Raw genomic sequence first — 24978 nt, forward strand, 5'->3', positions numbered from 1 at the left:
TCGAGCCAGCACCGGAAGGGATGTCCGCCGATGTGTCGCTTGTTCGGGATGACGGCCGCGCCGCAGCGGGTGCACGCCACGTTCTGGCTGCTCGAAGCCCCCGACAGCCTGGCCCGGCAGAGCCGCCGCGAACCCGACGGCACGGGCCTGGGCACCTTCGCCGAGGACGGCACGCCGGTGGTGGAGAAGCAGCCGCTGGCCGCATACCGGGACGAGGAGTTCGCCCGCGAGGCCAAGCAGCGGGAGTCGACCACGTTCCTCGCCCACATCCGGTACGCCTCCACGGGCGGCCTGGACCCGCGCAACACCCACCCGTTCGAGCAGGGCGGCCGGCTGTTCGCGCACAACGGCGTCATCCAGGACCTGCCGGCGCTGGAGGCCGAGCTCGGCGACCACCGGGACCTGGTGGCCGGCGACACCGACTCGGAGCGGTTCTTCGCGCTGATCACCAAGCACATCGACGACAACGGCGGCGACGTCGGCGCGGCGATCGCCACCGCGGCCCAGTGGGTGGCCGACAACCTGCCGGTCTACGCGATCAACCTCGTGCTGACCACGCCGACCGGGCTGTGGGCGCTGCGCTACCCCGACACGCACTACCTGTTCGTGCTCCGGCGCGCCGCCGGCGGTCCGCACGGCGGCCGGCACCTGGAGCACGCGAGCGCCGCTGGCCGGATCCGGGCCCGTTCCGGCGACCTGTCCGGCTGTCCGGCGGTCGTCGTGGCCAGCGAGCGGATGGACGAGGACCCGGGCTGGCAGCCGCTGCGGCCCGGCGAGCTGCTGCACGTGGACGGCGATCTCGTGAGCACGAGGCGCGTCGTGCTGGAGCGGCCGCCGCAGAACCTGCTGACGTTGCACCAGCTCGGCAAGCACGCCGCCGCCTCCCAGTCCGGCACGTGACGCAGGTCATTCGCAACGCCGGCGGACCGGCCGGGAACACACCGGGCATGACCACGACGAAGCTGACCATGGCCCTGTCCGCCGCAGCCGCGATCGGCTTGCTCGCCGCCGGCAGCGGCATCGCCCTCGCCGCGGACCCCGGCACCGGCACCACGATCGCCGCCACCGGTGACGCGAAGACCGCTCAGGAGTGCGTCCAGGCCGACGGCCACGTGCCGGACCCGACCACCTGGCGGCCGGCCGCGAGGATCACTGTGGACGCTCGCCACGGCTTCTTGGTGATCCGCAACGACAAGCTGGCCGCGATCTGCACCGTCGAAGACGGCCACGGCACCGGCATCATGGGCGGCGTCGAGACCCGGCACGTCTACGGCAAGCTCACCGCCGCACGGCCGTTCGACTACCTCAGCTCGATGAACTACCTCGCCGACAAGACCCACCCGGCGGAGTCCATCCACTTCGGAATCACCACCGCCGACGTGAAGTCCGTGTCCCTGGTGGGCCCCGACAAGTCCGTACGGGACGCCGACGTCAAGGACGGCACCTTCGTCGTGCGCACGCCGTTCGGCGAGGACAGCGACCAGGCCACCACCAACCACGTCCGAGTGACGCTCACCAACGGCCAGGTCATCACCGGGCCGTTCCGCGGCTAAACTCCGAGCCCGGCCGTGCCGCGCGCACCGGGCACGGCCGGGACGCCCCGGCGGCGATGCAACGCGCGCCGGGCGACCGGGAACACCCCTGGTGTGATGACGGTTGGAGAGCGGTTGCGGCGACCGGGGACGGACGCCGGGGACGACCACCCGGCGTTTTCGCTGTGCGACGACCAGGCCCTGTGGCAGGAGGCGGCGCACGGCGACCGCGCCGCGTTCGGCGAGCTGTTCCGCCGGCACGCCGAGGCCGTCTGGAACTACGCGTACCGGCTGACCGGGTCGTGGTCGGTGGCCGAGGACCTCACGTCCGCCACCTTCCTGGCCGCCTGGCGTCGGCTGGGCGACATGACGCTGGTCAACTCCAGCGCGCGGCCGTGGCTGTACACCGTGGCCAGCAACCTGGCCCGCCACGAGTACCGCCGGCAGGGCCGGTTCTCCCGCGTGCTGACCCGCCTGCCCCTCAACGACACCACCCGCGATCACGCGGACGACGTGGTCGACCAGATCGACGCCCAGGGCAAGCTGCGGACTGTGCTCGACGCCGTCACCAAGCTGCCCAAGGCCGAGCGCCAGGCGGTCGAGCTGTGCCTGCTCGGCGAGCTGTCCACGGCCGACGCCGCCGAGGCGCTCGGCATCGCCGAGGTCAGCGTGCGGGCGCGGATCTCCCGGGCCCGCAGCCGACTGCGCGGCGTGTTGAGTGACACCATCGACGTGCCAGCTCTGGAGGAGGGGTGATGGACGAGCTGCCGGAGCGCCAACGAATGCCCGAGGCCCTGCGGGACCGGATGTGGGCCGAGCTGGAGCCGCAGCTGGAGGCCGAGGCCCCGGCCAGCCGGTTCCGGTCGATGCGCGCGCCGCTGGCGGTGGCCGCGTCGGTGGTCGTGCTCGCCCTCGCCGCGGTGTTCGTGATCCCACAGCTGCGCGGCTCGCAGGTCGGCACGGCGTCCGGCGGCGACGCGCAGATCGCCCTGCAGTGCGCCCACGCCGACGGCGGCCTGCCCGATCCGACGAGCTGGCGGCCCGCGGCGCGGATCGACGTCGACGCCACGGACAGCTTCCTGGTCATCCGCAACACCGTGTCCGCCGCGGTCTGTGCCATCGAGACCGGCCAGCGCGTGGGCGTCATGGGCGGCCCCACCACGCGCGCGGACTACAGCAAGCTCACCGCCGCGCATCCGTACCTGTACTTCGACTCCATGAACTACCCGGCGGCCGCCAACCATCCGCAGGAGTCGATCCACTTCGGCATCGTGGCCAGCAACGTGAAGTCCCTGGAGCTGCTGGGGCCGGACAACTCCGTGCGGCAGGCCATCGTGCAGGACGGCGTCTTCATCGTCCGGACCAGCATCCCCGAGGACAGCAACCAGCCCAACACCAACTCCGTGCGCGTCACGCTGAACACCGGGCAGGTCCTGGTGGGCCCGCTGCGGTCCTGACCGCTACGCCGTGGCCGGCCCGGCCTGCTGCGGCACGAGGTGGGTCAGCTTGACCCGGTTGCGGCCGGCGGCCTTGACCGCGTACAGGGCGGCGTCGGCGGCGCGGATCGCCTCGTCGATGGTGTCGCTGCTGTCGTGGGGGATGAGCGCCGCGCCGATGGAGATCGACAGGTTGCCGATGACCACCGGGTCGTCGTCCTCGTCCAGCGCCACGGTCAGCGAGCGGATGCGTTCCCGGATGCGCTCGGCGATGGCCCGGGTCCGCTCCTCGTCGACGTCGATGAGCAGCGCGATGAACTCCTCGCCGCCCCACCGCCCGACGATGTCGTAGTCCCGGACCTCGGTCTGCAACGCCTTGGCGACGGCCTCCAGCGCCCGGTCGCCGCCGATGTGCCCGTACGTGTCGTTGACCTGCTTGAAGTGGTCCAGGTCGGCGATCAGCACCGCCAGCGTGGCGTCGTGCACCTTGGCCCGCTCCAGCGCCCGGCGCGCCTCCTGGTACCACCAGTCCAGGGTGTAGAAGCCGGTCTTGGCGTCCGTGCGGGCGGCGGTCCGGAACTGGTGCAGCAGCAGGCCGCGGTGCACGGTGACGACGCCGACGACCACCGCCAGCAGCAGCGGCGGGCTCGTCACGGCCAGCGCGGCGGCCAGCAGCCCGAACGCGTAGGCCCCGACCTCCTGAGACTGCTCGTGGAAGTTCTCCAACACCTTGGAGAGCCGCGTGTTCGGCGCGGAGATCAGGATCGCGGTGACGACCAGGCCGTAGTTGAGCAGCCAGCGCAGGCAGAACGCGGCCGCGATCACCGCCAGGTCGGCGAAGCCGGCCCAGGTCGGCCGGGGCAGGCCGGGGTAGCTCGGCAGGCCCAGCGCCAGCACGGCGATGGCCGCCTGCGTGCCCAGCAGGACCGTCGCGCACGAGAAGACCCAGCGGAACAGGTTCAGCGGGCGCTGCCGGGGCCAGATGCGCAGCCACGCGATCGTGTAGGTCACGACGACCAGCGCGGAGGCCAGCAGCGGCGGCAGGATCAGCGCGCCCGCGACCGACCAGACGGCCTTCGTGTCCAGGTACGGGCCGGCGCCCGCCCCGCGCTCGCGCTGCCGCTCGGTCGGCCGGACGCCCTCGATGTGCAGCCACGCGCCGGCGGTGAGCATGCCGGCGTAGATCAGGTCCGAGGTGCGGACCGGCATCAGGAACGCGGTGCCCGTCGCGGCGGCGATCGCGACCGCCTCGACCATGAGCACGAACGCGACGACGTGGCGTGGGGCCTGCCACAACGGCCAGGACCGCACCCAGTGCCAAGGCGCAGCGATCAGGGTCCGCACCGTGCCTCACCTTGCCGGAAACGACGGGGCCGCCGGGGCACGGCCGAGATGTCCACCGTAACCAAACTGGCACCATATGTGGCCGGAATGGCGGGCGAAGATGGTGCCGCGGGCCGAAAACCGCCCGCTTGGCCGAACTCGTTAAGCCCTCTGAAGGAGGTGGATGACCGTGCGCGACAACAACTGGCGTGACAACAACTGGCGCTGACCGGTTCTCCCAGGTCAGGCGGGGTATTCGAGATCGGAGAGGCGGTGTGCGGCGTGCGTGACAACAACTGGCGTGACAACAACTGGCGCTGACCGACAATTCTCGAAAAGCAGTTCGAAAAATAAGGAGGTGGCCGGCAATGCGTGACAACAACTGGGCGGCATGAGATCACGCGGCTTCCGCGGGACGCCGCCCGACCACCCGGGACCACGCCACCGCGGCGGCCAAACCGGTGATCGTGCCGAGTCCACCGGCGAGCCCTATCACCCATTCGGTCGGCATCAGCTGGGCGAGCAGTCCGGCGACCGCGATGCCGACGCCCTGCGCTGCCCGCAGGCAGGCGACGGCCAGCCCGACGGCCTGGCCGCGGGCGCTCGCCGGCACGGCGGTGGTGAAGGCCGCGTTGGTGATCGCGTCATGGGCCGTCGCCATGCCGCTGAGCGCCCACAGGCCCACCGTGACGGCCAGGCCCGGCGCCAGCGCCGTCGGGATGAGCAGTGCGCTGCTGGCGATCGCGAGCGGGCCCAGGCACCGCAGCTTGCGGTCCGGGCTGAGCCTGTTCAGCAGCAGGACGCCGATCACCGTGCCCACCGGGTTGGCCGCGAGGAGCCAGCCCACCCCGCCCGTGCCGGCGCCGATCCTTGAGGCGTACGCGACCGCCAGGCCCTCGGGGATCACGTAGAAGCCGCAGAGGCAGGCGATCGCGAGCAGCACGCGGGCCTCGCGGTGGGCGGCGATCGCCGCAATGCCGCCGCGCAGCGACGACCACCACGCCCTGCGTCGCTCGGGTCGTTGCGCGGGCGGTCGATGCCTCGACACTCCGGCGGCGATCAGGCCCGCCGACAGCACGAACGTGCCGGCGTCTACCAGCAGCGCCCCCTGCGCGCCGATCGCCGTCACCACCGCCGCGCCGCCGCCGAAACCGAGCACCAGCGCCAGTTGGTACGTCCCGCTGAACACGCCGGCCCCGACGGTGAAGCGGTCCCCGTCAAGGATCTCCGGCAAGGCCGCGCTGCGCGCCGCCGTGAACGGTCCGGCCAGCAGTTGCACCACGAACAGCGCGCCGATCTGAACGCCCAGCGGCATTCCCGGTAACGCGAGGAGGCCGACGAGGAGGGCGCGCGCCAGGTCGGCGGTGACCATCACCAGGCGCCGCGAGTAGCGGTCGGCCACGCCGGCGAGGATCGAACCACCGAGCAGATCGGGCAGGAATGTCACCGCGTAGGCCAGCGCCGACAGGGCCGGCGAGTGCGTGCGGTCGAACACCAGCACGCTGACCGCCACCCGGGCCAGCTGATCACCGGCGACCGAGGCGACGTGCGCCAGCCACAGCGCGCGGAACTCGCCGACCGCGAACACATCGCGGTAGCGGGCCGCCGCCACGTGCCCCATCGCGCCTCCCCAGTTCCGCCACCGTGAGCGCGCAGGGCGACACGCGGCGTATTCCTGGCGATCGATGGTAGCCGCGTCGACCGCGTCGAACGGCCGTCTTGAGGATCGCCGCTAGTCGACGTACCGGTGGGTCACGTCGCGGCCCGTCGGCAACACCGCGCCGAGGTCGATGGGCAGGCGGGCGGGAAGCACCTCGGTGCCCGTGCCGAAGGTGCTCGGCATCGTCGGCCTGGCGAGGACTGCATGCCTGCGGAAGCGGCGCTTCAATGTGTTCTCGCTAGCGACGACCTCGGCGTGTGTGGCGGTGAGGACCTGTACGGCGCGTGCGCCCGCCCGCAGATGGGCGCGTACGCGGCTGTCCCCACCGCGCCCGAACTTGTGCCAGCGACGGTAGCGAACCAGGTACAGGAGATGCGGTTCGTCCCTGCGGGCGTGATGCGTACGCGAGTCCGGCTCCGGCGGGCAGGCGCGGCACTCGGCGCGGCCCTTGCCGAGTTTCGCCACCGTGCCGCAGACATCGTGCCGGCCCCAGGTGCCGTGCGAGCTCGGGAGTAGTCGGGTTCCGGCCCACGGCAAGCCGCACACATCGCCGGCGAGCACAGTCCATCCCGGCCGCCGATAGACCTCTAGAGTTGTCTCGAGCACGGTGGCTGCGAGGAACTCCGCGACTCCCGGCAGCGGTACGGGCGCACCGGCGGCCAGACCAAGGAATTGGCGTACCAGGCCGGCATGCGCGGCAAGGGCGTCGTAGGTCTGTGCCATCACGGGCAGATGCGGTGAGCTGCGCTGATCGAGGCAGACATGGCAGCGGGTGCGCCAACCCGGGCGGCAGGCCCGCTCGGTGCCGCAGTCGGTGCAGCGGAGGATTCGAATGCGTGCGCCCGCGGGCTGATCCGCGATCACTTCCATCTGCTCCGCGGTCAGATCCGCGCAGGGCCAGCAGTGCGCGGACCACGCCACGTCCGGTCCGCGTTCGCCGCCACCCGGTGGGCCATCGACCTCGTCATGGCAGTTCGCGCACCATTTGTCCGCCGGCGTTGCCGACCTCACGGGCGGTGATCCGGCTCGGGCGGGATGCGCTCGAAGACCTCGCGGAGCTTGTCGGGGATGGCGGTCTTCGCGAGTTCTCCCGGCGCGAAGGCCACATACCGGGCCGACGCCAACACCACGTCATGTCCGCCCACGCGACCCTGGTAGCTGATGACCAGCGACGTGGTGCCGATGTGCCGCCTGCGGACGGCGATCTCCAGCAGGTCGTCGAACCGGGCCGGGGACCGGTAGCGGATGGTGATCTCGGCCATCACGAGGTCGACGCCGCTGCGGGCGAGGAAGTCGAAGGATCCGGCCACTGTGCGGAACGCCTCGACGAAGGCGGCCTCGAAGAACACGCCGTACCGCGACGCGTGCACGATGCCCTGCATGTCGGTGTCCGCCGGACGAATGCGGACGCCGTGCACCAACTCATTCTCCGACAACGATTTCCCCCTCTGCGAGCGTGATCACGAGTATGGCGGACGGATTCGCCACCGAACGGGGAATGACGCAGAATCCCTGCCGTGACCGAAGAGGACGCGGGCGACGGCAAGCGGGTCGGGTGGGTCGAGCTGTACTTCGACCTGGTTTTCGTGTTCGCCGTGGGACAGGTGGCGCACGGCATGGCGGTGGAGCCGCACTGGTCCCGCGTCGGCGCGGCGCTCGGCCTGTTCCTGACGCTGTGGTGGACGTGGATCGGGTTCGCCGTGTTCTACAACCGCAGCGGCGACGACAGCCGCTCCGCCGATCGGCTGTTCGTGCTCGTCGGCACCATCCCGTGCGCGATCGCCGCTACCCGGGCCCACTCCGTCTTCGACGGGCACCCGGCGATCTTCGCGGCGGCGCTGGCCGCCGTGCGGCTCATCCTGGCCACAGCGCATCTGTGGGGGAAGTCGGATCAGCGGCGGGTCGGTTGGGGTTATGCGGCGTCGACGGTGCTGTTCGCCGTGTCGGCAGTGCTGCCGTTGCCGTGGGTGTTCGTGCTGTGGGGTTTCGCCCTGTTCCAGGAGGCCGGCTTCCTGCTGCTCGGTGACGGTCGTCCCCGCAAGCGCGAGCGCCCGTCGCGGGCGGCCCGGTGGCGTGTGCTGCTGACGCCGCCGACCGATCCGAACCGGGCGGTCGACTCCGCGCACCTGTCCGAGCGCTTCGGGCTGTTCATGATCCTGTTGCTGGGGGAGTTGGTGATCACCACCGGCACGGCGGCGCTGGACCGGCCGTCCGACGACGTCGGCTACTGGCTGACCCTGGTCGGCGGGCTGGTGCTGGCCGGGGCGCTGTGGTGGGTGTACTTCACCTCGGCCGCCGAGATCTACGAGCGGATGCTCTCGTTCTCCCGCGGCAATCCCCTCCTCGCGTATTCCCTTTACGCCACAGGGCATCTCGTCCCGGCGTTCGCGCTGCTGCTGGTCGCGGCCGGCGTGAACCTGTCGCTCCAGGAGCCCACGCCGCACACGGCGGCGTGGTTCGTCACCGCGGGCCTGACCGTGTACCTGCTCGGCACGAGGGCGGTCGCCGGCGGAACGCGGCGCTGGTACGTGGGCCTGGGGCGGATCGCGATGCTGGCCGGCACGGTGTGCCTGGCGTTCCTGGGGCTGGTCCTGCCCGCGCCGGCGGTGGTCGTGGTGATCGCCGTGTGGGCCGTGGGCATCGCCGCAGTCGCCGGGTCGATCCGGCACCGGGCACTCGACGGCCTCGGCGACGACCCGGCGGAGTTCCTCCGGCGGCTGCCGGAGGAAAGGGCTTCCTAGCGGCGCTGCCAGAACCCGCCGCCGTGCGGGGAGACCTTCACCGTGCCGTGCCAGTCGGCGGCGAGGATCTCCCGCATCGCGGCCCGGCGGCGCTCGCTGTCCATCCGGTCGATGAACAGGACGCCGTCGAGGTGGTCGGTCTCGTGCTGGAGGCAGCGCGCCAGGAAGCCGTCGCCGACGATTTGCAAAGCGTCACCGTGCATGGTGTAGCCCTTGGCGACGACGTTCATCCGGCGCTTGGTGTCGAAGTACAGGCCGGGCATGGACAGGCAGCCCTCCGGTCCGTCCTGTTCCTGTTCGTCCGGGAACTGCAGCGTCGGATTGACCAGGTGGCCCCGCGTCCCCATCACGTCGAACACGAACACGCGGCGGCCGATTCCCAGCTGTGGCGCGGCAAGTCCGGAGCCCTGCTGGTCGTCGAGCGTGTCGTGCAGGTCCTTGACGAGGCGCCGCAGCTCCGCGTCGAAGTCGGTGATCGGGGCGGCGGGCTCGGTCAGCACGGGGTCGCCGAACAGGCGCACGGGCAGCACGGTCATGGCGTCGAGGCTAGGGTCGTTGACGGTCACTTTGCAAACAACTACTGTTTGCAAAGTGGACAACCATCCCGTGCGCGAGGCGCTGCTGGAGCTGCTGCGCACCCGTGCCGAGCTGACCTCCGCCGACGCCGCCCGCGAACTCGGCGGCAACACCGGGCTCTACTCGTTCCACCTGCGCAAACTCGCCGAGCAGGGCCTCGTCGAGGACGTGCCCGGCAGCACCGGTCGGGCCCGTCCGTGGCGGCTGAGCACCGGCGCGCCGGTTCCCGCGGAGCTGGGGGAGCTGAACCGCCGGCTGGAGGACGAGAGTTACCAGCGCTGGCAGGAAAACCGTGCGCACGCGCCCGCGGCCTGGCGTCAGGACGAGGCGTTCAGCGAGGTCGTCTACCTCACCCCGGACGAGATGGCCGCGATGGGCGACGCCATCCGCTCGATGATCACCCTGTTCCGCCACCGCGAGACCCTGCCGGCCGCCCGGCCCTCGGACGCCGCCCCGGTCGCCGTCGTCGCCCGCCTCTTCCCGATGCTCGACCCCTCCTGATTTCCCGACTCCGATGCAGGGAAGGACGCCTTACCCTCGTTCAGCGCGGGTAAGGCGTCCTTCCCTGCACTGGTCTCCGCCGGATACGAGGCGAGCTGTCGGCGGCTGCTGGACGGTGGCTACGAGTCGATGTACGTGGTCGCGGCCCTGGCCACCGCGGTCCTGGCCGAGGTCGACGGGCACGCCGCCGAGTCCGCGCGGCGGCTGGGAGCGGTGGACGGCTGGCTGCACAAGGCCGGGGTGATCCTCGATCCCGACGACGCCGAGGAGCGGGAGGCGCTCCGCGACCGCCTGGTCGGGCAGCTCGGCGCCGACGCTTTCGCGGTCGCGGGCAACGCCGGCGCCGAGCTGGACCTTCCCGAGCTACTCAGCAACTGAAGTCGCTCAGCAGTTGAACACCCGCAGCCAGGTCGCGTCGGCGCCGGGCTCGTCGTTGGTGTTGGCCTGCGTCGCCACCCATTCGCCGCCGTTGTGCAGGACGACGGCGCCCTTGTTGTAGCCGGTGTTCGGCTGCCACTGCCCCGCCTTGCAGACGCCGTCCAGCGTGACGGTGTCGTTCGGCGTGGTGACGGGCGGTGGCGCCGTCGTCTTCGGCGGCGCGGCCGGGGACTTCACGGGCGCCCGTGACGTCGTGGTTGTCGTTGCCGCGGTGGTGGTGCTGGTCGGCGCGGACGTCGTGGTGCTGGTGGTCGTCGTGGTGGTGGCGGATGCGCTCGTGGTCGTGAACGGCGCGGGTTCGGCGACCGGATCGGGCGATCTGGTCAGCGCCCAGAGCAGCATGAGCGAGCAGCACGCCGCCAACACGGCGGCGGTGACGATCACGATTCGGGTCTGCCGGCGGGTCATCCGCACGGTCCGGTCGGCGGTACGATGTAGCTCAACTGGGTGACCTCCACGGCGGCGCACCCTACTCCTTCCGGCGGCCGACCCTGCCGGGGGATGGTCTAGACCGCGTCGGCGATCGCCTTGTCGAGCAGGCCCAGCCCCAGCTCGATCTCGTCCTCGGACGCGGTCAGCGGCGGCGCGATCCGGCACACGCCGCCCATGCCCGGCAGCTGCACGATGTTCATGTGCAGGCCCAGTTCCAGGCAGCGGCCGGTCACGCGGCGACCCACCTCGTCCGACACCAGCTCCACACCCACCAGCAGCCCGCGGCCCCGAACATCGCCGACCACGTCGTGCCGGTCCCTGATCTCCTCCAGTCCCCGCCGCAGCAGATCGCCCAGCTGCCGCGCGCGTTCGTCGAGGCGGTCCCGGGCCAGCACGTCCAGCACGACGTTGCCGACCGCGGCCGGCAGCGGATCGGAGACGTGCGTGGTGAAGAACAGGTAACCGCGGTCGTGCGCCTCCTGCTCGATCTCGGCGCTGGTCACCACGGCCGCCAGCGGCAGGCCCGCGCCGAGCGTCTTGGACAACGTCAGGATGTCCGGCACGATGCCGTCGCGCTCGAAGGCGTACCAGGTTCCCGTGCGGCACAAGCCGGTCTGCGCCTCGTCGAGGATCAGCAGCATGCCGCGCTCCCGGCACTTCTCTTGCAGGGCCGCGAAATAGCCCGCCGGCGGCTCGATCACGCCGCCCGAGCTGAGGATCGGCTCCACGATGCACGCCGCCAGGCTGCCCACGGACTGTGCGTCGATCATCTCGAACCCGAGGTCGAGCTGACGCCGCCAGTCCAGGTTGCCGTCGGCGTCGGCGAGGTCGGGGCGGTAGCTGTTCGGCGCGGGCAGCGCGAAGTTGCCCGGCGCCGCGGGGCCGTATCCCTTGCGGCCGGCGCTGTACGTCGCGCCGGCGGCCGCCTGCGTCATGCCGTGCCAGGAGCGGGCGAAGGAGACGATCTCGTGCCGGCCGGTGACCAGCTTGGCCATCCGGATCGCCGCCTCGTTCGACTCGGCGCCGGTGGTCAGCAGCAGCACCTTCTCCAGCGGCGCCGGCAGCGTCTGCGCCAGGCGACGGGCCAGGTCGACCACCGGGCGGCTGAGCATGCCGCTGAACAGGTGGTCCAGCCGGGCGGCCTGGGCCCGCACCGCGGCGACGATCTCCGGGTGCGAATGCCCGAGGATCGCGCTCATCTGGCCCGAGGTGAAGTCCAGGATGCGGCGGCCGTCCTCGGTGAAGACGAAGCTGCCCTCGGCGCGGTCGATGATTTCGCGGGTGAAGTCGGCGGCGCCCGCGTAGCGCACTAGATGCCGTTCGACGTCCGTCCAGAAGGCCATGCCGTCGACGGTAGGACCGGCCCGAGCGACACGTCCATCTCACAATTCCGGTCTGCCTGTTCGGGTGCCCCGAACAACAATGGCGGCATGCTGAACCCGTGGCGCCTGCGCCTGCTGAGCCGGCTGGACACGCTGGGGACCATTCGCGCCGTCGCGCAGGACTCCAACCTGAGCGCGTCGAGCGTGTCGCAGCAGCTGGCCGTGCTGGAGGCCGAGACCCGCACCCAGCTGCTGGAACGCACCGGTCGCCGGGTTCGCCTGACGCCCGCCGGGCAGCTGCTGGCCCGGCGGGCGCGGGCCATCCTCGACCACATGGACACCGTCGAGGCCGAGCTGCGGGGCCTCGACGGCGAACCCGCCGGCCTGGTACGGCTCGGGGCGTTCCAGAGCGCCATCCACACCCTCGCCGTGCCCGCCGTGACCCGGCTCGATCACCCGCGGCTGGAGGTCGAGCTCCTGGAGCTGGAGCCGCACGCCAGCATCCCCGCCCTGCGCCGCGGCGACGCCGACATCATCGTCACCACCACCGACTTCGTCGAACTGCCGCTGGGGCCCGACCTCGACATCGTGCCGCTGGCCACCGACCCCGTCGTGCTCGTCGCCTCGCCCGACCGGCACATCCCGGGCGGCCCCGCCGTCCTCTCCTCGTACGCGGGCGAGCCCTGGGCACTGGACATTCCCCAGTCGTACATGGCGAATCTGACCCTGCGCCTGTGTCGCGAGTCCGGCTTCGAACCGCGGGTCGTGTGCCGGTTCAGCAACTACCTCATGACGCTGCAACACGTCGAGGCCGGGCTGTCCATCACCCTGCTGCCGGGGCTTGCGGTGGATCCCCGGTACCGGCTGGTGACCCGGGAACTCGCCACCCCTGTCACCCGGACGATTGCCGCCGTCGTGCGGCGTGGCTCACCGCCACGGGCAGCCGTCAACGCCGTGTTGAATTCTCTGCGGCAGATCAGGCTATGAGAGGCTTCCTCACGTGGATATTCCCGCTCGTCGGTGGCTGATCGTCGCCGGCGTGAGTGTCGTCGTGGCCGTGCTGGTCTACGTTTTCGCGGTGTTGACGGCCACCGGCCAGTCGCTGGAGAACGCCGCGCTGCGCGGGGCCGATCAGTACGGCGACACGGCACGGAACGCAGCCGACACCAACCTCGGGCAGATCACCGTTTACTCGCTGGCTTGTGCGGTGATTGCCGTTGCGGTGATCGGATTGTTGCGGCGGCGGTGGGAGCTTGCGGTGGCGGCGGTAGGGGTGATCGTCGCCGGACAAGTCGTGACGCAGGGGTTGAAACGGTACGTGCTGCCGCGCCCGGGATTGGTGCCTTTGGTCGGGCACTATGCGGAGAACAGTCTGCCCAGTGGTCATACGACGATCGCCATGACGGTGTTGTTCGCGGCGCTGATCGTCGCGCCGTATCGGTGGCGTGGTGTGGCGCTGTTCTTGTTTCTGGGCTGGGCGGCGAGTATCGGGTCGTACACCGTGACGGCGAAGTGGCACCGGCTGTCCGACACATTGGCGGCCGACGCCATTTCGCTGGCGCTGGCGTGCATCGCGTCGTGGTGGCTGGCCCGGTGCGGATTGGTCCACCGATACGAGGGCAGGCGGCGGATCCCGCGCGTCCTGATCGTCGTGTTCACCGCGCTGGCCGGGCTGACCGCGCTGGCACTGGGCCTGTTGCTGCTGATCGTCCCGCTGTCGCGATACGGCCTGGACGACGTGCTGCGCAACGAGACCTGGGACGTCTACCTGGTGGCGCAGTCGCTGGCGTCGGCCGGCTCGATCGCCGCGGCGCTGGTGTTCCTGGCGACCTGGCGGCGAAAGAGGACCTAGCGCACGAACACGAGGCGGTCGCGCATGGCCTCGGCGGCCAGGGCGGCGACGAGGCCACGGGCGATGAGGTCGTCGACGGAGGTGAAGCCGCCGACGAGCTCCCGGTCCGACACGATGCGAACGGCCTGGTCCGGGGTGAAGCCGCCGAGCGAGCTGAGCACGTCCTCGGGCACGGAGTTGACGTCGACGAGGCCGCCGTCGTCGTAGCGGCGGGGGAGGTCCGGGCGGCCGATGCGGAGCTCGCGGGCAAGGCCGGGGTCGGTGGCGAGCAGGCGGCGGGCCTCGGCGCGGCGGGAGCGGTTGGCGACGGCCTCGCGGACGGCGGGGTCCTTGCGGCGGCGTAGTTGCGGGCGTACGAGCAGGCCGTGGCCGGTGCCGCCCAGCCAGGGCACGAGCATCAGCAAGGTGACGGCGGTGGGGTGGTCCTTGACCGCGAAGGCAGCGACGACGGTGCCGGCGTAGCCGCCGGTGGACGCCCACAGCGGCCAGCCACGGAGCTTGGTGGCGGTGGCCAGGAAGGCGGCCCACGTCAGGAAACCGACGCTGAGCAAGGGAACCGCGACGAGCCACCAACCGGTCAGAGCCGGGACGGCCTTCGAGGGAGCCGGAGCCGACAGCAGCAGGGACGGGTCGGCGGCGAGCATGCGGTCGTGCAGGTTCCGCAGTTCGTCGCCGGGCTCGATGCCCAACTCCTCGGACAGCTGCCGGCGGGTGTCGCGGAACGCGGCCAGCGCCTCGGCCTGCCGGCCGGAACGGTACAGGGCCAGCATCAGCAGCGCCCGCAAGCGTTCGCGGTACGGGAACTGGACGGTGAGCTGACGGAGTTCGCCGACGGCGGCGGCGTGGCGGCCGAGCCCCAGTTCGAGGTCGATGCGGTCCTCGAGGGCGTTGGCGCGGGTCTCGTCCAGGCGCGCACGTTCGACGTCGAACACGGGACCGTCGAGGCCGGCCAGCGCGGGACCGTGCCACAGCGACAATGCCTCCCGCAGGGCATCGACCGCCTGCGCCGCAGGCAGCGACCGGGCGTGCTCGACCCGGGCCTGGAAATCGGTGGCGTCCAGGGAAGACGCGTGCAGGGTGTAGCCGGCGTCGGTGAGCGTCACCAGCTGACCCGCTGTGCGAGGCGTGCGCTCGGGTTCGAGGACCTTGCGCAGCCCGGCGACATGCTTCTGCACCACGTTGGGGCCGTTGACGGGCGGGTCGTCGGGCCACACGGCGTCGATGATCGCGGCGGTCGACGTCGGCCGCCCGGCGTGCAGCAGCAACACCGCCAGCACGGCCCGCTGCTTGCCCGGCCCCAGATCGAGCTCCCGGCCGCCCCGCAGTGCCCGCACCGGCCCGAGCACCTCGAAGCGCAGCTCGGTCACGTCTTTCCTCCCCCGTCCGACGCTGGCAGCAAGGTAGCAGTCGCACGGCAGTGCCACGGCAGTTCGCCGGCAGTCGCGCCGGCCAACCTGGTTCCGGGGGAAACAACCAGGCACGGAGAGGTACGAACGACAATGCGCAAAGCGATCGCTGTGGTGGCGCTGGTGCTGGCCGGAGCGACGGCGTGCGGGTCGCTGGACGACCACGCCGCCGCGCCCAGCCAGGCGGCGAACACGGTGGCCAAGTTCGGCCAGCCGATCAAGGTGACGGGCTCGCAGGGGGCGACCGCGGAGGCCACGGTCCTGACGGTCACCGCGCAGGCCAAGGGGCAGGGGGACATCGCGGAGGCGCCGGCCAACGGCCAGTACTCGGTGATCGACGTGCAGATCAAGGGCACCGGCGGCTCGTTCCCGACCAACCCGCTCTACCTGCACTACCAGGCCGCCGACGGCAAGACCTACGACCAGAACGCCGGCAACGCCATGACCGCCGGCTTCAGCCCGGAGCTGCCGGTCGGCAGCGTGCCGAGCGGGCAGTCGGCGCGGGGCGTGGTGGCCATCGACACGCCGGCGGGGCAGCCGAAGTCGATCCAGCTCACCAACGAGCTCGGCGACGTCATCGCCACCTGGCAGCCGTAGATCCGGGCAGCCGTGATCAGCGTGACCGACGCGGCTTGGCCCAGCCGAAGGTGAGCTCGACGGCCCGCTTCCAGTTGGCGTACTCGTCCTCGCGGTCCGCGGCGTTCCACTGTGGAGTCCAGCGGGCGGCGAGATGCCAGTTGCGGCGCAGGCCCTCCAGGTCCGGCCAGTAGCCGACGGCCAGCCCGGCGGCATAGGCGGCGCCGAGCGACACGGTCTCGGCGACCATCGGCCGCAGCACGGGCACGTCGAGCACGTCGGCGATGGTCTGCATGAGCAGGTGGTCGGCGGTCATGCCGCCGTCCACCTTCAGCGCCGTCGACGCCACGCCGAGCTCGGCGGTCATCGCGTCGACGACCTCCCGGGTCTGCCACGCGGTGGCCTCCAGCACGGCACGGGCCAGGTGCCCCTTGGAGATGTACGAGGTGAGGCCGACGATGATGCCCCGGGCCTCGCTGTGCCAGTGCGGCGCGAACAGCCCCGAGAACGCCGGCACGATGTAGCAGCCGCCGTTGTCGGTGACGGTCCGGGCCAGCGTCTCGATCTCCGGGGCGCTCTGGATCAACCCGAGCTTGTCCCGGAACCACTGCACGAGCGAGCCGGTGACGGCGATCGAGCCCTCCAGGGCGTAGGTCGCCGGCTCGCCCCCGATCTGGTACCCGATGGTGGTGAGCAGGCCGTGCTCGGACTTCACGAGCTGCTCGCCGGTGTTCATCAGGAGGAAGCTGCCGGTGCCGTAGGTGCACTTGGTCTCGCCCTTGGCGAAGCAGGTCTGCCCGAACAGCGCCGCGTGCTGGTCGCCGAGCGCGGCGGCGATGGTGATGCCCGGCACGACACGCGAGGTGCGGCCGTGGATCTCGGTCGACGGCCGGATCTCCGGCAGCAGCCGGGCCGGAATGTCGAAAAAGGACAGCAGCTCGTCGTCCCACTGCTGGGTGGTGATGTTCATCAGCATGGTGCGACTGGCATTGGTGACGTCGGTGACGTGCAGACCGCCGCTGACGCCGCCGGTCAGGTTCCAGATCAGCCAGGTGTCCATGGTGCCGAACAGCACGTCGCCGCGCTCGGCGCGGTCCCGCAGGCCGGGCGTGTTGTCCAGCAGCCACCTGAGCTTGGGCGCGGAGAAGTAGGTGGCCAAGGGGAGACCGCAGCGGTCGCGCACCGCGTCGCTGCCGGGCCGCGCGCCCAGCTCGCCGACCAGGTCCTCGGTCCGGATGTCCTCCCAGACGATCGCCCGCCCGACCGGCACGCCGGTGTGCCGGTCCCACACCACGGCGGTCTCGCGCTGGTTGGTGATGCCCAGGGCCACGACCTGGTCGGCCGACACCCCGGCGTCGCGCAGTGCGTGCGGCATGATCCGGTCGACGTTGCGCCAGATCTCCACCGCGTCCTGCTCGACCCAGCCCGGCCGCGGGTGGTACTGGCGGTGCTCGCGCTGCGCCACCGACACCAGCCGGGCGCTCTGGTCGAACAGGATGCACCGGGTCGAGGTGGTGCCCTGGTCGATCGCCATCACGTAACGTTGCGCCATAGCTCCGCTTCTCAGTCGCTCAGGGCACGGGAGATGGCCTCGGCCGCGCTGGCCACCTGACTGACCAGGGCCGGCTTCGCACGGCTGGCCGAGTCGCAGATCCGGTCCACCGACCCGGAAATCCCGATCGCGCCGACGACCAGGCCGCCGGGGGCGCGGATCGGCGCGGCGATGCTGGCCTCGCCCGGCAGGTACTCCTCGGCGTCGTTGGCCCAGCCGGCCGCGCGCACCTGGGTGAGGACGCGTTCCAGCGACTGCGGCGTGACGATCGTGCGGCGGGTCAGCGAGGTGAGCTCGCGTCGCCTCGTCGCGGCCGACAGGTCGGCGTCGTAGGCCAGCAGCACCTTGCCGAACGCGGTGGCGTGCAACGGAAGCATCGCCCCGATGCCCAGCGTCTGCATCGTGTCGTCGGGGCGGAAGACGTGGTGCACCACCAGCACCGCGCCGTCGTGGTGCACGCCGATGCGCACCTCCTGGCCGCTGCGGGCGGCCAGCGCGTCGGCCCAGTTGAGCGATCGCGAGCGCAACTCGTTCGCGTCGAGGTAGCTTGTCCCCAGGTGCAGCAGGGCCGCGCCGAGCCGGTAGCGGCCGGTCTCCTCGTCCTGCTCGACGAAGGCGACCCGCTGCAGGGTGCGCAGGATGCCGTGCGCGGTGCCCTTGGGCAGGCCCAGCGACGCGGCGACCTCGGCCAGGCCGTACTCGCCGGAGCCGCGGGCCAGCAGCCGCAGCATGGCGGCGGCTCGCTCGATGGACTGGATGGGCCCGGGCACGGTGCCGACGCTAACCAAACGACGGCCTTGTCGGCAATGTCGAACGCTCCTCGACCGAGGTCGCCCCGTCGGGGGACCGTGAGCGGCCGTTGTCGCCGGAGCGTAATCGGTCGACCACGCGGTGACCGGCGTCACCGTTCGACATTGTCGACCGCACCCCGTTGAGCGCGCCGTTTTCGCTGCCTACGTTCCCCTCACTCACTGGGGGTGGGTAGCCGTTCAACGACGAATGGAGGGGACGTGGCTCTGGGAGCGGTGTTCCTCAGCGAGGTGCTCGGCACCGGCATGCTGATTCTGCTCGGCGCCGGTGTGGTGGCGAACGTGTTGCTGACCAAGTCGAAGGGCTTCGACGGTGGTTGGCTGCTGATCAACTTCGGGTGGGGCCTGGCGGTGATGGCCGGCGTGTACGTGGCGTACAAGTCCGGCGCGCACCTCAACCCGGCCGTGACGATCGGCATTCTCAGCAGCGGGGCGAGCAACTACGCCCCGGGCGTGGCGGTGAGTTTCGGTTCGACCCTGGTGTACCTGGCCGGCGAGATGCTCGGCGCCTTCCTCGGCGCCTGCGCGTGCTGGCTGGCGTACAAGAAGCACTTCGACGAAGACCCGGACGAAGGCAAGAAGCTGGCGGTGTTCTCCACCGGCCCGGCGATCCGCAGCTACGGCTGGAACCTGCTGACCGAGGTCATCGGCACCTTCGTGCTGGTCTTCGTGATCCTGGCGTTCGGCAAGACGCCCTCGGGCCTGGGCCCGCTGGCCGTGTCCATGCTGGTGATCGGCATCGGCGCCTCCCTCGGCGGCCCCACCGGCTACGCCATCAACCCGGCCCGCGACCTCGGCCCGCGCATCGCGCACGCCATCCTTCCGTTGCGGTACAAGGGCAAGGACGCCTCCTCCGAGCCGAAGAACTCCGACTGGAGTTACGCCTGGGTGCCGGTCGTCGGCCCCCTGCTCGGCGGCGTCATCGCCGGTGTCGCTTCCCACATCGTGTTCTGATCGGAGAGAATCGTCATGCCACAGTACGTTCTTGCCATCGACCAGGGCACGACCAGCACCCGGGCGATCGTCTTCGACCACGCCGGCGCGATCGTCTCGGTGGGGCAGAAGGAACACGAGCAGATCTTCCCGCGCGCCGGCTGGGTCGAGCACAACCCGAACGAGATCACCGCGAACACCCGCTACGTGATCGGCCAGGCGCTGGCCAAGGCCGACCTGAACATCGGCGACCTGGCCGCGGTCGGCATCACCAACCAGCGCGAGACCGCCGTCGTGTGGGACCGCCACACCGGCGAGCCGGTGTGCAACGCCATCGTCTGGCAGGACACCCGCACCCAGGCCATCGTCGACCAGCTCGGCGCGCTGGGCGGCGGGGCCGAGCGGTACAAGGCGAAGGTCGGCCTGCCGCTGGCCACCTACTTCTCCGGCCCCAAGGTGCGGTGGATCCTCGACAACGTCGAGGGCGCGCGGGCCAAGGCGGAGAACGGCGACCTGCTGTTCGGCAACACCGACACGTGGACCCTGTGGAACCTCACCGGCGGCCCGAACGGCGGCGTGCACGTCACCGACGTGACCAACGCGTCCCGGACCATGCTGATGGACCTGGACACCCTGTCCTGGGACGCCGACATCGCCGCGGAGATGGGCATTCCGCTGTCCATGCTGCCGGAGATCCGTTCCTCCTCGGAGAACTACGGCTCCGGCGCGGGCGGGGTGCTGGGCGGCGTGCCGATCACCGGCATCCTCGGCGACCAGCAGGCGGCCACCTTCGGCCAGGCCTGCTTCGACGTCGGCACGGCCAAGAACACCTACGGCACCGGCAACTTCATGCTGCTCAACACGGGCACGGAGAAGGTGGCCAGCGAGAACGGCCTGCTGACCACGGTCTGCTACAAGATCGGCTCGCAGGACGCCGTCTACGCCCTCGAAGGTTCCATCGCCGTCACCGGCTCGCTCGTCCAGTGGCTGCGGGACAACCTCGGCATCATCGGCTCCGCCGCGGAGATCGAGGGGCTGGCCCGCAGCGTCGAGGACAACGGCGGCGCGTACTTCGTGCCGGCGTTCTCGGGCCTGTTCGCGCCGTACTGGCGGTCCGACGCGCGGGGCGCACTGGTCGGCCTGACCCGGTTCGTGAACAAGGGACACCTGGCCCGCGCAGTGCTGGAGGCGACCGCCTTCCAGACGCGCGAGGTGCTCGACGCCATGAACGCCGACTCCGGCGTGGCCCTGACCGAGCTCAAGGTCGACGGCGGCATGGTGCAGAACGAGCTGCTCATGGAGTTCCAGGCCGACCTGCTCAACGTGCCGGTCGTGCGGCCGAAGGTCGCCGAGACCACCGCGCTCGGCGCGGCCTACGCGGCCGGCCTGGCCGTCGGCTACTGGAAGGGCGAGGACGACCTGCGCGCCAACTGGGCCGAGGACAAGCGCTGGGAGCCGAAGTCGGACGCCACCGAGCGCGAACGCATCTACCGCAACTGGAAGAAGGCGGTGACCAAGTCGTTCGACTGGGTCGACGCCGACGTCCGCTGATCAACTGACAGGAGTGTTCCCGATGTCCGCAAGGCTCGACGCCGACCACCGGGCGACGGCGCTGCGCACCCTCGCCGAGACCGAGTTCGATGTGCTGGTGATAGGCGGCGGGGTGGTCGGCGTCGGGGCGGCGCTGGACGCCGCCTCGCGGGGCCTGTCCGTAGCGCTGGTCGAGGCGCGGGACTGGGCATCGGGAACCTCCAGTCGCTCCAGCAAGCTCATCCACGGTGGGCTGCGCTACCTGGAGCAGTTCGACTTCGCCCTGGTACGCGAGGCCCTGCGCGAACGCGGGCTGCTTCTGAAGAGGCTCGCCCCGCACCTGGTGCGGCCGGTGTCGTTCCTGTACCCGTTGCAGCACAAGGGGTGGGAGCGCCCGTACGTCGGCGCCGGCCTGATGCTGTACGACACCATCGGCGGCGCGACGTCGGTGCCGATGCACAAGCACCTGTCCCGGGGCAAGGCCCTGGCGATGTCGCCGAGCCTGCGGGACGACGCGTTGACCGGCGCGGTGCGGTACTACGACGCGCAGGTGGACGACGCCCGATTCACGATGATGGTCGCCCGGACCGCGGCCCAGCACGGGGCGACGGTGGTGAACCGCGCCGAGGTCACCGAGTTGCTGCGTGAGGGTGGCCGTGTCGTCGGCGGTGTCGTCCGGGATGCCTTGACCGGCAACGAGATCCGCGTGCGGGCCCGCCGGGTGATCGGCGCGACCGGGGTGTGGACGCCCGACAACCCCGCGTTCAAGATCCAGATGTCCAAGGGTGTGCACCTGGTCGTGCCGCGGGACCGGCTCGACCTGGACACGGGTCTGATCATGCGCACCGAGAAGAGCGTGCTGTTCGTGATCCCGTGGGACCAGCACTGGATCATCGGCACCACCGACACGCCCTACTCCGACGCCCCGGACCGGCCGACCGTCACCGACGCGGACGTCGATTACCTGCTGGAGCACGTGAACTCCGTGCTGCGCGAGCCGCTGACCCGTGACGACATCGTCGGCACGTACGCCGGCCTTCGGCCGCTGCTGGCCGGCAAGAAGGGCGGCGAGACCGCCAAACTCTCCCGTGAGCACGCCGTCGCCGCGCCCGAGCCGGGTTATTTCGTGGTGGCCGGCGGGAAGTACACCACCTACCGGGTCATGGCCGCCGATGTCGTCAACGAGGCGGTGAAGGGCCTGGGCGGGGTGGCCCCGTCGCTCACCAAGCGCCTGCCCATCCACGGCGCCGTAGGCTTCCACGCGCTGTGGGACGACCGGATCACGTTGGCGGCGCAGCACAAGCTGTCGGTGTCCACTGTGGAACGCCTGCTGCGCCGGCACGGCTCGGCCATCGGCGAGCTGTTCGACCTGATCGCCGAGGATCCGACGCTGGCCACGCCCGTCGGCGACGGCTACCTCGCCGCCGAGATCGTGCACGCCGTCACCCACGAGGGCGCGTTGAGCGTCGACGACGTCCTCAGTCGACGGACCCGGATCGCCTTCGAGTACCCGGACCGGGGCTCGGCCGTCGTGGAGTGGGTCGCCGACCTGATCGGCGCGCGCCTCGGCTGGGATTCCGACATGCGGCGCGACTCGATCGCCAGTTATCTCGCCGAAGGTGCCATGCTGGCCTCGTGATCGGTCTTCGCTGCGCGCGGCTGTTCGACGGGGACGTTCTGCACCACGGTCCGACGACCGTGGCTGTCGACGGCGGCCGGATCGTGCCGGCCGCCGGTGATTTTCCGGTCGTGGACCTGGGCGATGTCACGCTCATGCCCGGCCTGGTCGACTCCCACGTCCACCTCGCCTTCGAGCCCGGCAGCGACATCCCCGCCGACATGGCCTCCGCGTCGCGGGAGGTGCTGCTGGAGCGCATGCGTCGGCATGCGCTCCAGGCGCTGCGCGCTGGCGTCACGACGCTGCGTGACCTCGGGGACCGCGACTACCTTGCCCTCGAGCTGCGGGATGCGCTTGGCGCAGATGGCCCCGAGATCCTCGCCGCCGGGCCGCCTATCACCTCGCCCGGCGGGCATTGCTGGTTCCTGGGCGGGGAGACGCCGCCCGACCGGCTGGCTCATGCCGTCGCCGACCGCGTGGCCCGCGGCGTCGACGTGATCAAGGTGATGGCCACCGGTGGTGGGATCACGCCCGGCAGCGCCCCGCACGAATCCCAGTACGGGCTCCCGGAGCTGCGTGTTGTCGTCGGGGCCGCCCACGCCGCCGGCCTTCGCGTCACCGCCCACGCCCATGGCGGCGCCGGCATTCGCGACGCCGTCGCCGCCGGTGTCGACGGCATCGAGCACTGCACCTTCCTCACCGACGGCGGCGCCGACCCCGACTGGTCCACCGTGGAGGCGATCGTCGTTGCCGGCGTGTATGTCGGCGTGACCGCCGCCCGCATGTCCAGCGGCTACGTCCTGCCGCCCCACATCGCCGCCGCCCGCGCCAACTTCGCCCGTATGCAGGCGCTCGGTGCTCGCCTCGTCTTCTGCTCCGATGCCGGCATCATCGCCGACAAGCCGCACCACTGCCTCCCGTACGCCCTGCCCGACATCCAGGACCTCGCCCAGGTGTCGGCTGCCGCCGTGCTCACCTCCGTCACCCGCCTCGCCGCCGAGTCGTGTGGCCTCGGCCGTCGCAAGGGCCGCATCGCCCCCGGCTACGACGCCGACCTCCTTGCCGTGCACGGAGATCCCACCCAGGACCTCACCGCCATGACCGACGTCGCCGCCGTCTACCGCGCCGGCAACCTCGTCACGTGACCAGGAACTTGGCCAGGGCCTCGGCCTCCCCGGCGACGGCGGAGCGTTCGGCGCGGGTGAAGCGCCGCAACGGGCTGTAGGCGACGGCGTTGTCCCGCACGGTCCACGTTGCCGCGACACGGCCGTCGACGAGGACGACGCGTTCGCCGGCGACGGAGAGGTTGCGGTGGGCGTCGTCGACGATGCGCGTGCGGTCGTCGTAGCCGAGCAGGGCGTTGTCGAAGGCGGGCAGGAACCGCACCGGCGCGGGCATGTCGGGGGAGGGGCGCGGGGCGTCGGGGAGGTCGAGCAGTTCGCGGCCCCGCTCGTCACGGAAGGTGATCAGGCTGGGGCGCAAGGCCTTCACTGCGGCCGGCAGGCCGGCGAGGCCGGACCAGGCGCGGATGTCGGCGGTGGCGGCGGGCCCGAAGGCGGCGAGATACCGCAGCACCAGGTCCCGTCCATCGCTCGGTGGATCCGGCTCGCGGCCGAGCCAGGAGGAGAGCAGGACGTTGCGAACGCCGCCTTTGGTGCGCCAGAGGCCACGAGGGGGCGCCTGGACCACCGGCACGAGGCCGGCGATGAGCAACTCGCCGAGCGGCCGCGCCGGCACCTCGGGCCGGGCGACGGCCTGCACGAGCTCGGCCATGGTGCGGGGCTGGCCGTCGGACATCACGGCGCGGCCGGCGGCGGCCAACGAGTCCAGGTCGACGCCGTCGAGTTCGCGCCGATACGTGCCGAGAACCCGTTGTCGCAGCATGGAATCGTGCCGGGACCGCCAGGCGAGGACGTCCTCGGCGGTGAGCAGGTGGACGGTGCGGCGCATGAGGTGCGTCCGCACGACCCGCCGCTCCAGCAGCAGCTCCGACAGTGCCGACGGATCGAAGTCGCGGACGCGGGACCACAGGCCCACGAAGGGTTCCTGCGGTTCCTGCGCCTGCATCCCGCACAGGTGCCCGACCGTGCCGAGCACGGAGGTGTCGGCGCGGTCGAGCAGCAGTTGCCGGGCCAGCGTGGCGCGGTTGAGGGCCCGAGCGTCGAGCACGGTCATCGGGTGGAGGTCTGCCCGTCGATCGACTCGCGAATGATGTCGGCGTGGCCGGCGTGCTGCGTGGTCTCCGCGATCACGTGGATCAGCACCTGGCGCACGCTCCGCGTCGCCCCCTCCTTGTTCCACGGCGCGGGCGGCAGCGAGTACGTCTTGTCGAGGTCGGCGAGGTCCGCGACGATCTTGTCGCTTTCCGTGGCCACCTCCTCGTAGTGGGCGAGCACCCCGGCCAGCGTCTCGCCGGGCAGCAGCCGGAACTCGTTCTGGTGGTCGATCATCCACTGTGGATATTCACGGGCGGTGCCGGCCATGATGTCGCCCCAGGTGACGCCCTCGGGCAGGTCGAAGGACATCGCGGTCGGGCCGTCGAGGATGAAGCGCAGCCACGACGCCTCCGTGCTGGCCACGTGCTTGACGATGCCGGCCAGGCACAGCTTGCTGGCGGTGGGGGTGGCGGCCGCCTGCTCGTCCGTGAGTCCCTGCACGGTCGTGACCAGGGCGGATCGGGCGGCGGCGAGCTCGGTGAGCAGGTCGGTGGTCTCTGACATGCGGCCACTCTGGCACAGGTA

The 24978-nt window shown here is 71.2% G+C and carries 26 protein-coding genes; 14 read left to right on the forward strand and 12 right to left on the reverse strand.

What is annotated here, in order from left to right; genetic code table 11:
• Window positions 1–30: 30 nt before the first annotated feature.
• From BCF44_RS36235 to BCF44_RS36250, 4 genes are all read left to right on the forward strand, one after another.
• Complete coding sequence (locus BCF44_RS36235) at window positions 31–900, forward strand: class II glutamine amidotransferase (protein WP_116178983.1); 870 nt, start codon at window positions 31–33, stop codon at window positions 898–900.
• A 47-nt stretch (window positions 901–947) separates the two neighbouring features.
• The gene (locus BCF44_RS36240; protein ID WP_147328763.1) at window positions 948–1553 is read left to right on the forward strand and encodes a hypothetical protein; all 606 of its coding nucleotides are present in this window, start codon (window positions 948–950) and stop codon (window positions 1551–1553) included.
• Window positions 1554–1649: 96 nt separating this feature from the next.
• Window positions 1650–2288: an RNA polymerase sigma factor gene (locus BCF44_RS36245; protein WP_116178985.1), complete on the forward strand. Its 639-nt coding sequence runs from the start codon at window positions 1650–1652 to the stop codon at window positions 2286–2288.
• Window positions 2288–2989 (forward strand): hypothetical protein, encoded by a 702-nt coding sequence (locus BCF44_RS36250; protein ID WP_116178986.1) that lies wholly within the window; start codon window positions 2288–2290, stop codon window positions 2987–2989. Before BCF44_RS36245 ends, BCF44_RS36250 begins: the two co-directional genes overlap by 1 nt.
• A gap of 3 nt (window positions 2990–2992) precedes the next feature.
• Here BCF44_RS36250 and BCF44_RS36255 read toward each other — a convergent pair whose 3' ends face one another.
• The 4 genes from BCF44_RS36255 to BCF44_RS36270 form a co-directional block, all read right to left on the reverse strand.
• Window positions 2993–4312 (reverse strand): GGDEF domain-containing protein, encoded by a 1320-nt coding sequence (locus BCF44_RS36255; RefSeq protein ID WP_246015977.1) that lies wholly within the window; start codon window positions 4310–4312, stop codon window positions 2993–2995.
• 376 nt (window positions 4313–4688) lie between these two features.
• On the reverse strand, window positions 4689–5912 hold the full coding sequence (locus BCF44_RS36260; protein ID WP_116178987.1) for an MFS transporter: 1224 nt from the start codon (window positions 5910–5912) through the stop codon (window positions 4689–4691).
• A 111-nt stretch (window positions 5913–6023) separates the two neighbouring features.
• Window positions 6024–6821 (reverse strand): hypothetical protein, encoded by a 798-nt coding sequence (locus tag BCF44_RS36265; RefSeq protein ID WP_147328764.1) that lies wholly within the window; start codon window positions 6819–6821, stop codon window positions 6024–6026.
• A 137-nt stretch (window positions 6822–6958) separates the two neighbouring features.
• Complete coding sequence (locus tag BCF44_RS36270; RefSeq protein WP_147328765.1) at window positions 6959–7387, reverse strand: acyl-CoA thioesterase; 429 nt, start codon at window positions 7385–7387, stop codon at window positions 6959–6961.
• Between the two features lie 81 nt (window positions 7388–7468).
• Between BCF44_RS36270 and BCF44_RS36275 the strand changes: the two genes are divergently transcribed.
• Window positions 7469–8692 carry a low temperature requirement protein A gene (locus BCF44_RS36275; protein WP_116178990.1) on the forward strand — a complete coding sequence of 408 codons (1224 nt, stop codon included), beginning with the start codon at window positions 7469–7471 and terminating at the stop codon, window positions 8690–8692.
• Here the strand turns inward: BCF44_RS36275 and def are convergent.
• Window positions 8689–9228: a peptide deformylase gene (def, locus tag BCF44_RS36280; protein WP_116178991.1), complete on the reverse strand. Its 540-nt coding sequence runs from the start codon at window positions 9226–9228 to the stop codon at window positions 8689–8691. The genes BCF44_RS36275 and def overlap by 4 nt on opposite strands.
• A 55-nt stretch (window positions 9229–9283) precedes the next feature.
• Between def and BCF44_RS36285 the strand changes: the two genes are divergently transcribed.
• Both BCF44_RS36285 and BCF44_RS36290 read left to right on the forward strand, forming a co-directional pair.
• The gene (locus tag BCF44_RS36285; RefSeq protein WP_211353371.1) at window positions 9284–9769 is read left to right on the forward strand and encodes a helix-turn-helix domain-containing protein; all 486 of its coding nucleotides are present in this window, start codon (window positions 9284–9286) and stop codon (window positions 9767–9769) included.
• A 129-nt stretch (window positions 9770–9898) separates the two neighbouring features.
• The gene (locus BCF44_RS36290; RefSeq protein WP_116178992.1) at window positions 9899–10147 is read left to right on the forward strand and encodes a hypothetical protein; all 249 of its coding nucleotides are present in this window, start codon (window positions 9899–9901) and stop codon (window positions 10145–10147) included.
• A 6-nt stretch (window positions 10148–10153) separates the two neighbouring features.
• Here the strand turns inward: BCF44_RS36290 and BCF44_RS36295 are convergent, their stop codons facing one another.
• Window positions 10154–10615: a carbohydrate-binding protein gene (locus BCF44_RS36295; RefSeq protein ID WP_116178993.1), complete on the reverse strand. Its 462-nt coding sequence runs from the start codon at window positions 10613–10615 to the stop codon at window positions 10154–10156.
• A gap of 98 nt (window positions 10616–10713) precedes the next feature.
• Window positions 10714–11982, reverse strand: coding sequence for an aspartate aminotransferase family protein (locus BCF44_RS36300; RefSeq protein ID WP_116178994.1), 1269 nt, complete (start codon window positions 11980–11982; stop codon window positions 10714–10716).
• 87 nt (window positions 11983–12069) lie between these two features.
• On the opposite strand from BCF44_RS36300, the gene BCF44_RS36305 reads away from it, so the two are divergent.
• Together BCF44_RS36305 and BCF44_RS36310 are read left to right on the forward strand one after the other, a co-directional pair.
• Window positions 12070–12948 carry a LysR family transcriptional regulator gene (locus BCF44_RS36305; RefSeq protein ID WP_116178995.1) on the forward strand — a complete coding sequence of 293 codons (879 nt, stop codon included), beginning with the start codon at window positions 12070–12072 and terminating at the stop codon, window positions 12946–12948.
• Window positions 12949–13000: 52 nt separating this feature from the next.
• Window positions 13001–13813 (forward strand): phosphatase PAP2 family protein, encoded by an 813-nt coding sequence (locus BCF44_RS36310; protein WP_246015979.1) that lies wholly within the window; start codon window positions 13001–13003, stop codon window positions 13811–13813.
• Here the strand turns inward: BCF44_RS36310 and BCF44_RS55935 are convergent.
• On the reverse strand, window positions 13810–15180 hold the full coding sequence (locus BCF44_RS55935; RefSeq protein WP_170217937.1) for an AfsR/SARP family transcriptional regulator: 1371 nt from the start codon (window positions 15178–15180) through the stop codon (window positions 13810–13812). The genes BCF44_RS36310 and BCF44_RS55935 overlap by 4 nt on opposite strands.
• 132 nt (window positions 15181–15312) lie before the next feature.
• Between BCF44_RS55935 and BCF44_RS55940 the strand changes: the two genes are divergently transcribed.
• The gene (locus BCF44_RS55940) at window positions 15313–15816 is read left to right on the forward strand and encodes a hypothetical protein (RefSeq protein ID WP_170217938.1); all 504 of its coding nucleotides are present in this window, start codon (window positions 15313–15315) and stop codon (window positions 15814–15816) included.
• A 16-nt stretch (window positions 15817–15832) separates the two neighbouring features.
• On the opposite strand, the gene glpK (BCF44_RS36320) is transcribed toward BCF44_RS55940, so the two are convergent.
• Both glpK (BCF44_RS36320) and BCF44_RS36325 read right to left on the reverse strand, forming a co-directional pair.
• A complete protein-coding gene (gene glpK / locus BCF44_RS36320; RefSeq protein ID WP_116178997.1) occupies window positions 15833–17347 on the reverse strand; it encodes a glycerol kinase GlpK in 1515 nt (504 codons plus the stop codon).
• A gap of 11 nt (window positions 17348–17358) precedes the next feature.
• Window positions 17359–18117 (reverse strand): IclR family transcriptional regulator, encoded by a 759-nt coding sequence (locus BCF44_RS36325; protein ID WP_116179148.1) that lies wholly within the window; start codon window positions 18115–18117, stop codon window positions 17359–17361.
• Window positions 18118–18357: 240 nt separating this feature from the next.
• Between BCF44_RS36325 and BCF44_RS36330 the strand changes: the two genes are divergently transcribed.
• Genes BCF44_RS36330 through BCF44_RS36345 form a run of 4 tightly spaced genes read left to right on the forward strand, consistent with a single transcriptional unit; the run spans window position 18358 to window position 23382 of the window.
• Window positions 18358–19110: an MIP/aquaporin family protein gene (locus tag BCF44_RS36330; RefSeq protein WP_116178998.1), complete on the forward strand. Its 753-nt coding sequence runs from the start codon at window positions 18358–18360 to the stop codon at window positions 19108–19110.
• A 15-nt stretch (window positions 19111–19125) separates the two neighbouring features.
• Window positions 19126–20640: a glycerol kinase GlpK gene (glpK, locus tag BCF44_RS36335; RefSeq protein WP_116178999.1), complete on the forward strand. Its 1515-nt coding sequence runs from the start codon at window positions 19126–19128 to the stop codon at window positions 20638–20640.
• A gap of 22 nt (window positions 20641–20662) precedes the next feature.
• A complete protein-coding gene (locus BCF44_RS36340; RefSeq protein ID WP_116179149.1) occupies window positions 20663–22258 on the forward strand; it encodes a glycerol-3-phosphate dehydrogenase/oxidase in 1596 nt (531 codons plus the stop codon).
• Complete coding sequence (locus BCF44_RS36345) at window positions 22255–23382, forward strand: amidohydrolase family protein (protein ID WP_116179000.1); 1128 nt, start codon at window positions 22255–22257, stop codon at window positions 23380–23382. Before BCF44_RS36340 ends, BCF44_RS36345 begins: the two co-directional genes overlap by 4 nt.
• On the opposite strand, the gene BCF44_RS36350 is transcribed toward BCF44_RS36345, so the two are convergent.
• On the reverse strand, window positions 23375–24412 hold the full coding sequence (locus BCF44_RS36350) for a winged helix DNA-binding domain-containing protein (RefSeq protein WP_116179001.1): 1038 nt from the start codon (window positions 24410–24412) through the stop codon (window positions 23375–23377). The genes BCF44_RS36345 and BCF44_RS36350 overlap by 8 nt on opposite strands.
• On the reverse strand, window positions 24409–24957 hold the full coding sequence (locus BCF44_RS36355) for a DinB family protein (protein WP_116179002.1): 549 nt from the start codon (window positions 24955–24957) through the stop codon (window positions 24409–24411). Before BCF44_RS36355 ends, BCF44_RS36350 begins: the two co-directional genes overlap by 4 nt.
• Between the last annotated feature and the right edge of the window lie 21 nt (window positions 24958–24978).

Origin of the sequence: Kutzneria buriramensis, from assembly GCF_003387475.1 — a bacterium.
Taxonomy (GTDB): Bacteria; Actinomycetota; Actinomycetes; order Mycobacteriales; family Pseudonocardiaceae; genus Kutzneria; species Kutzneria buriramensis.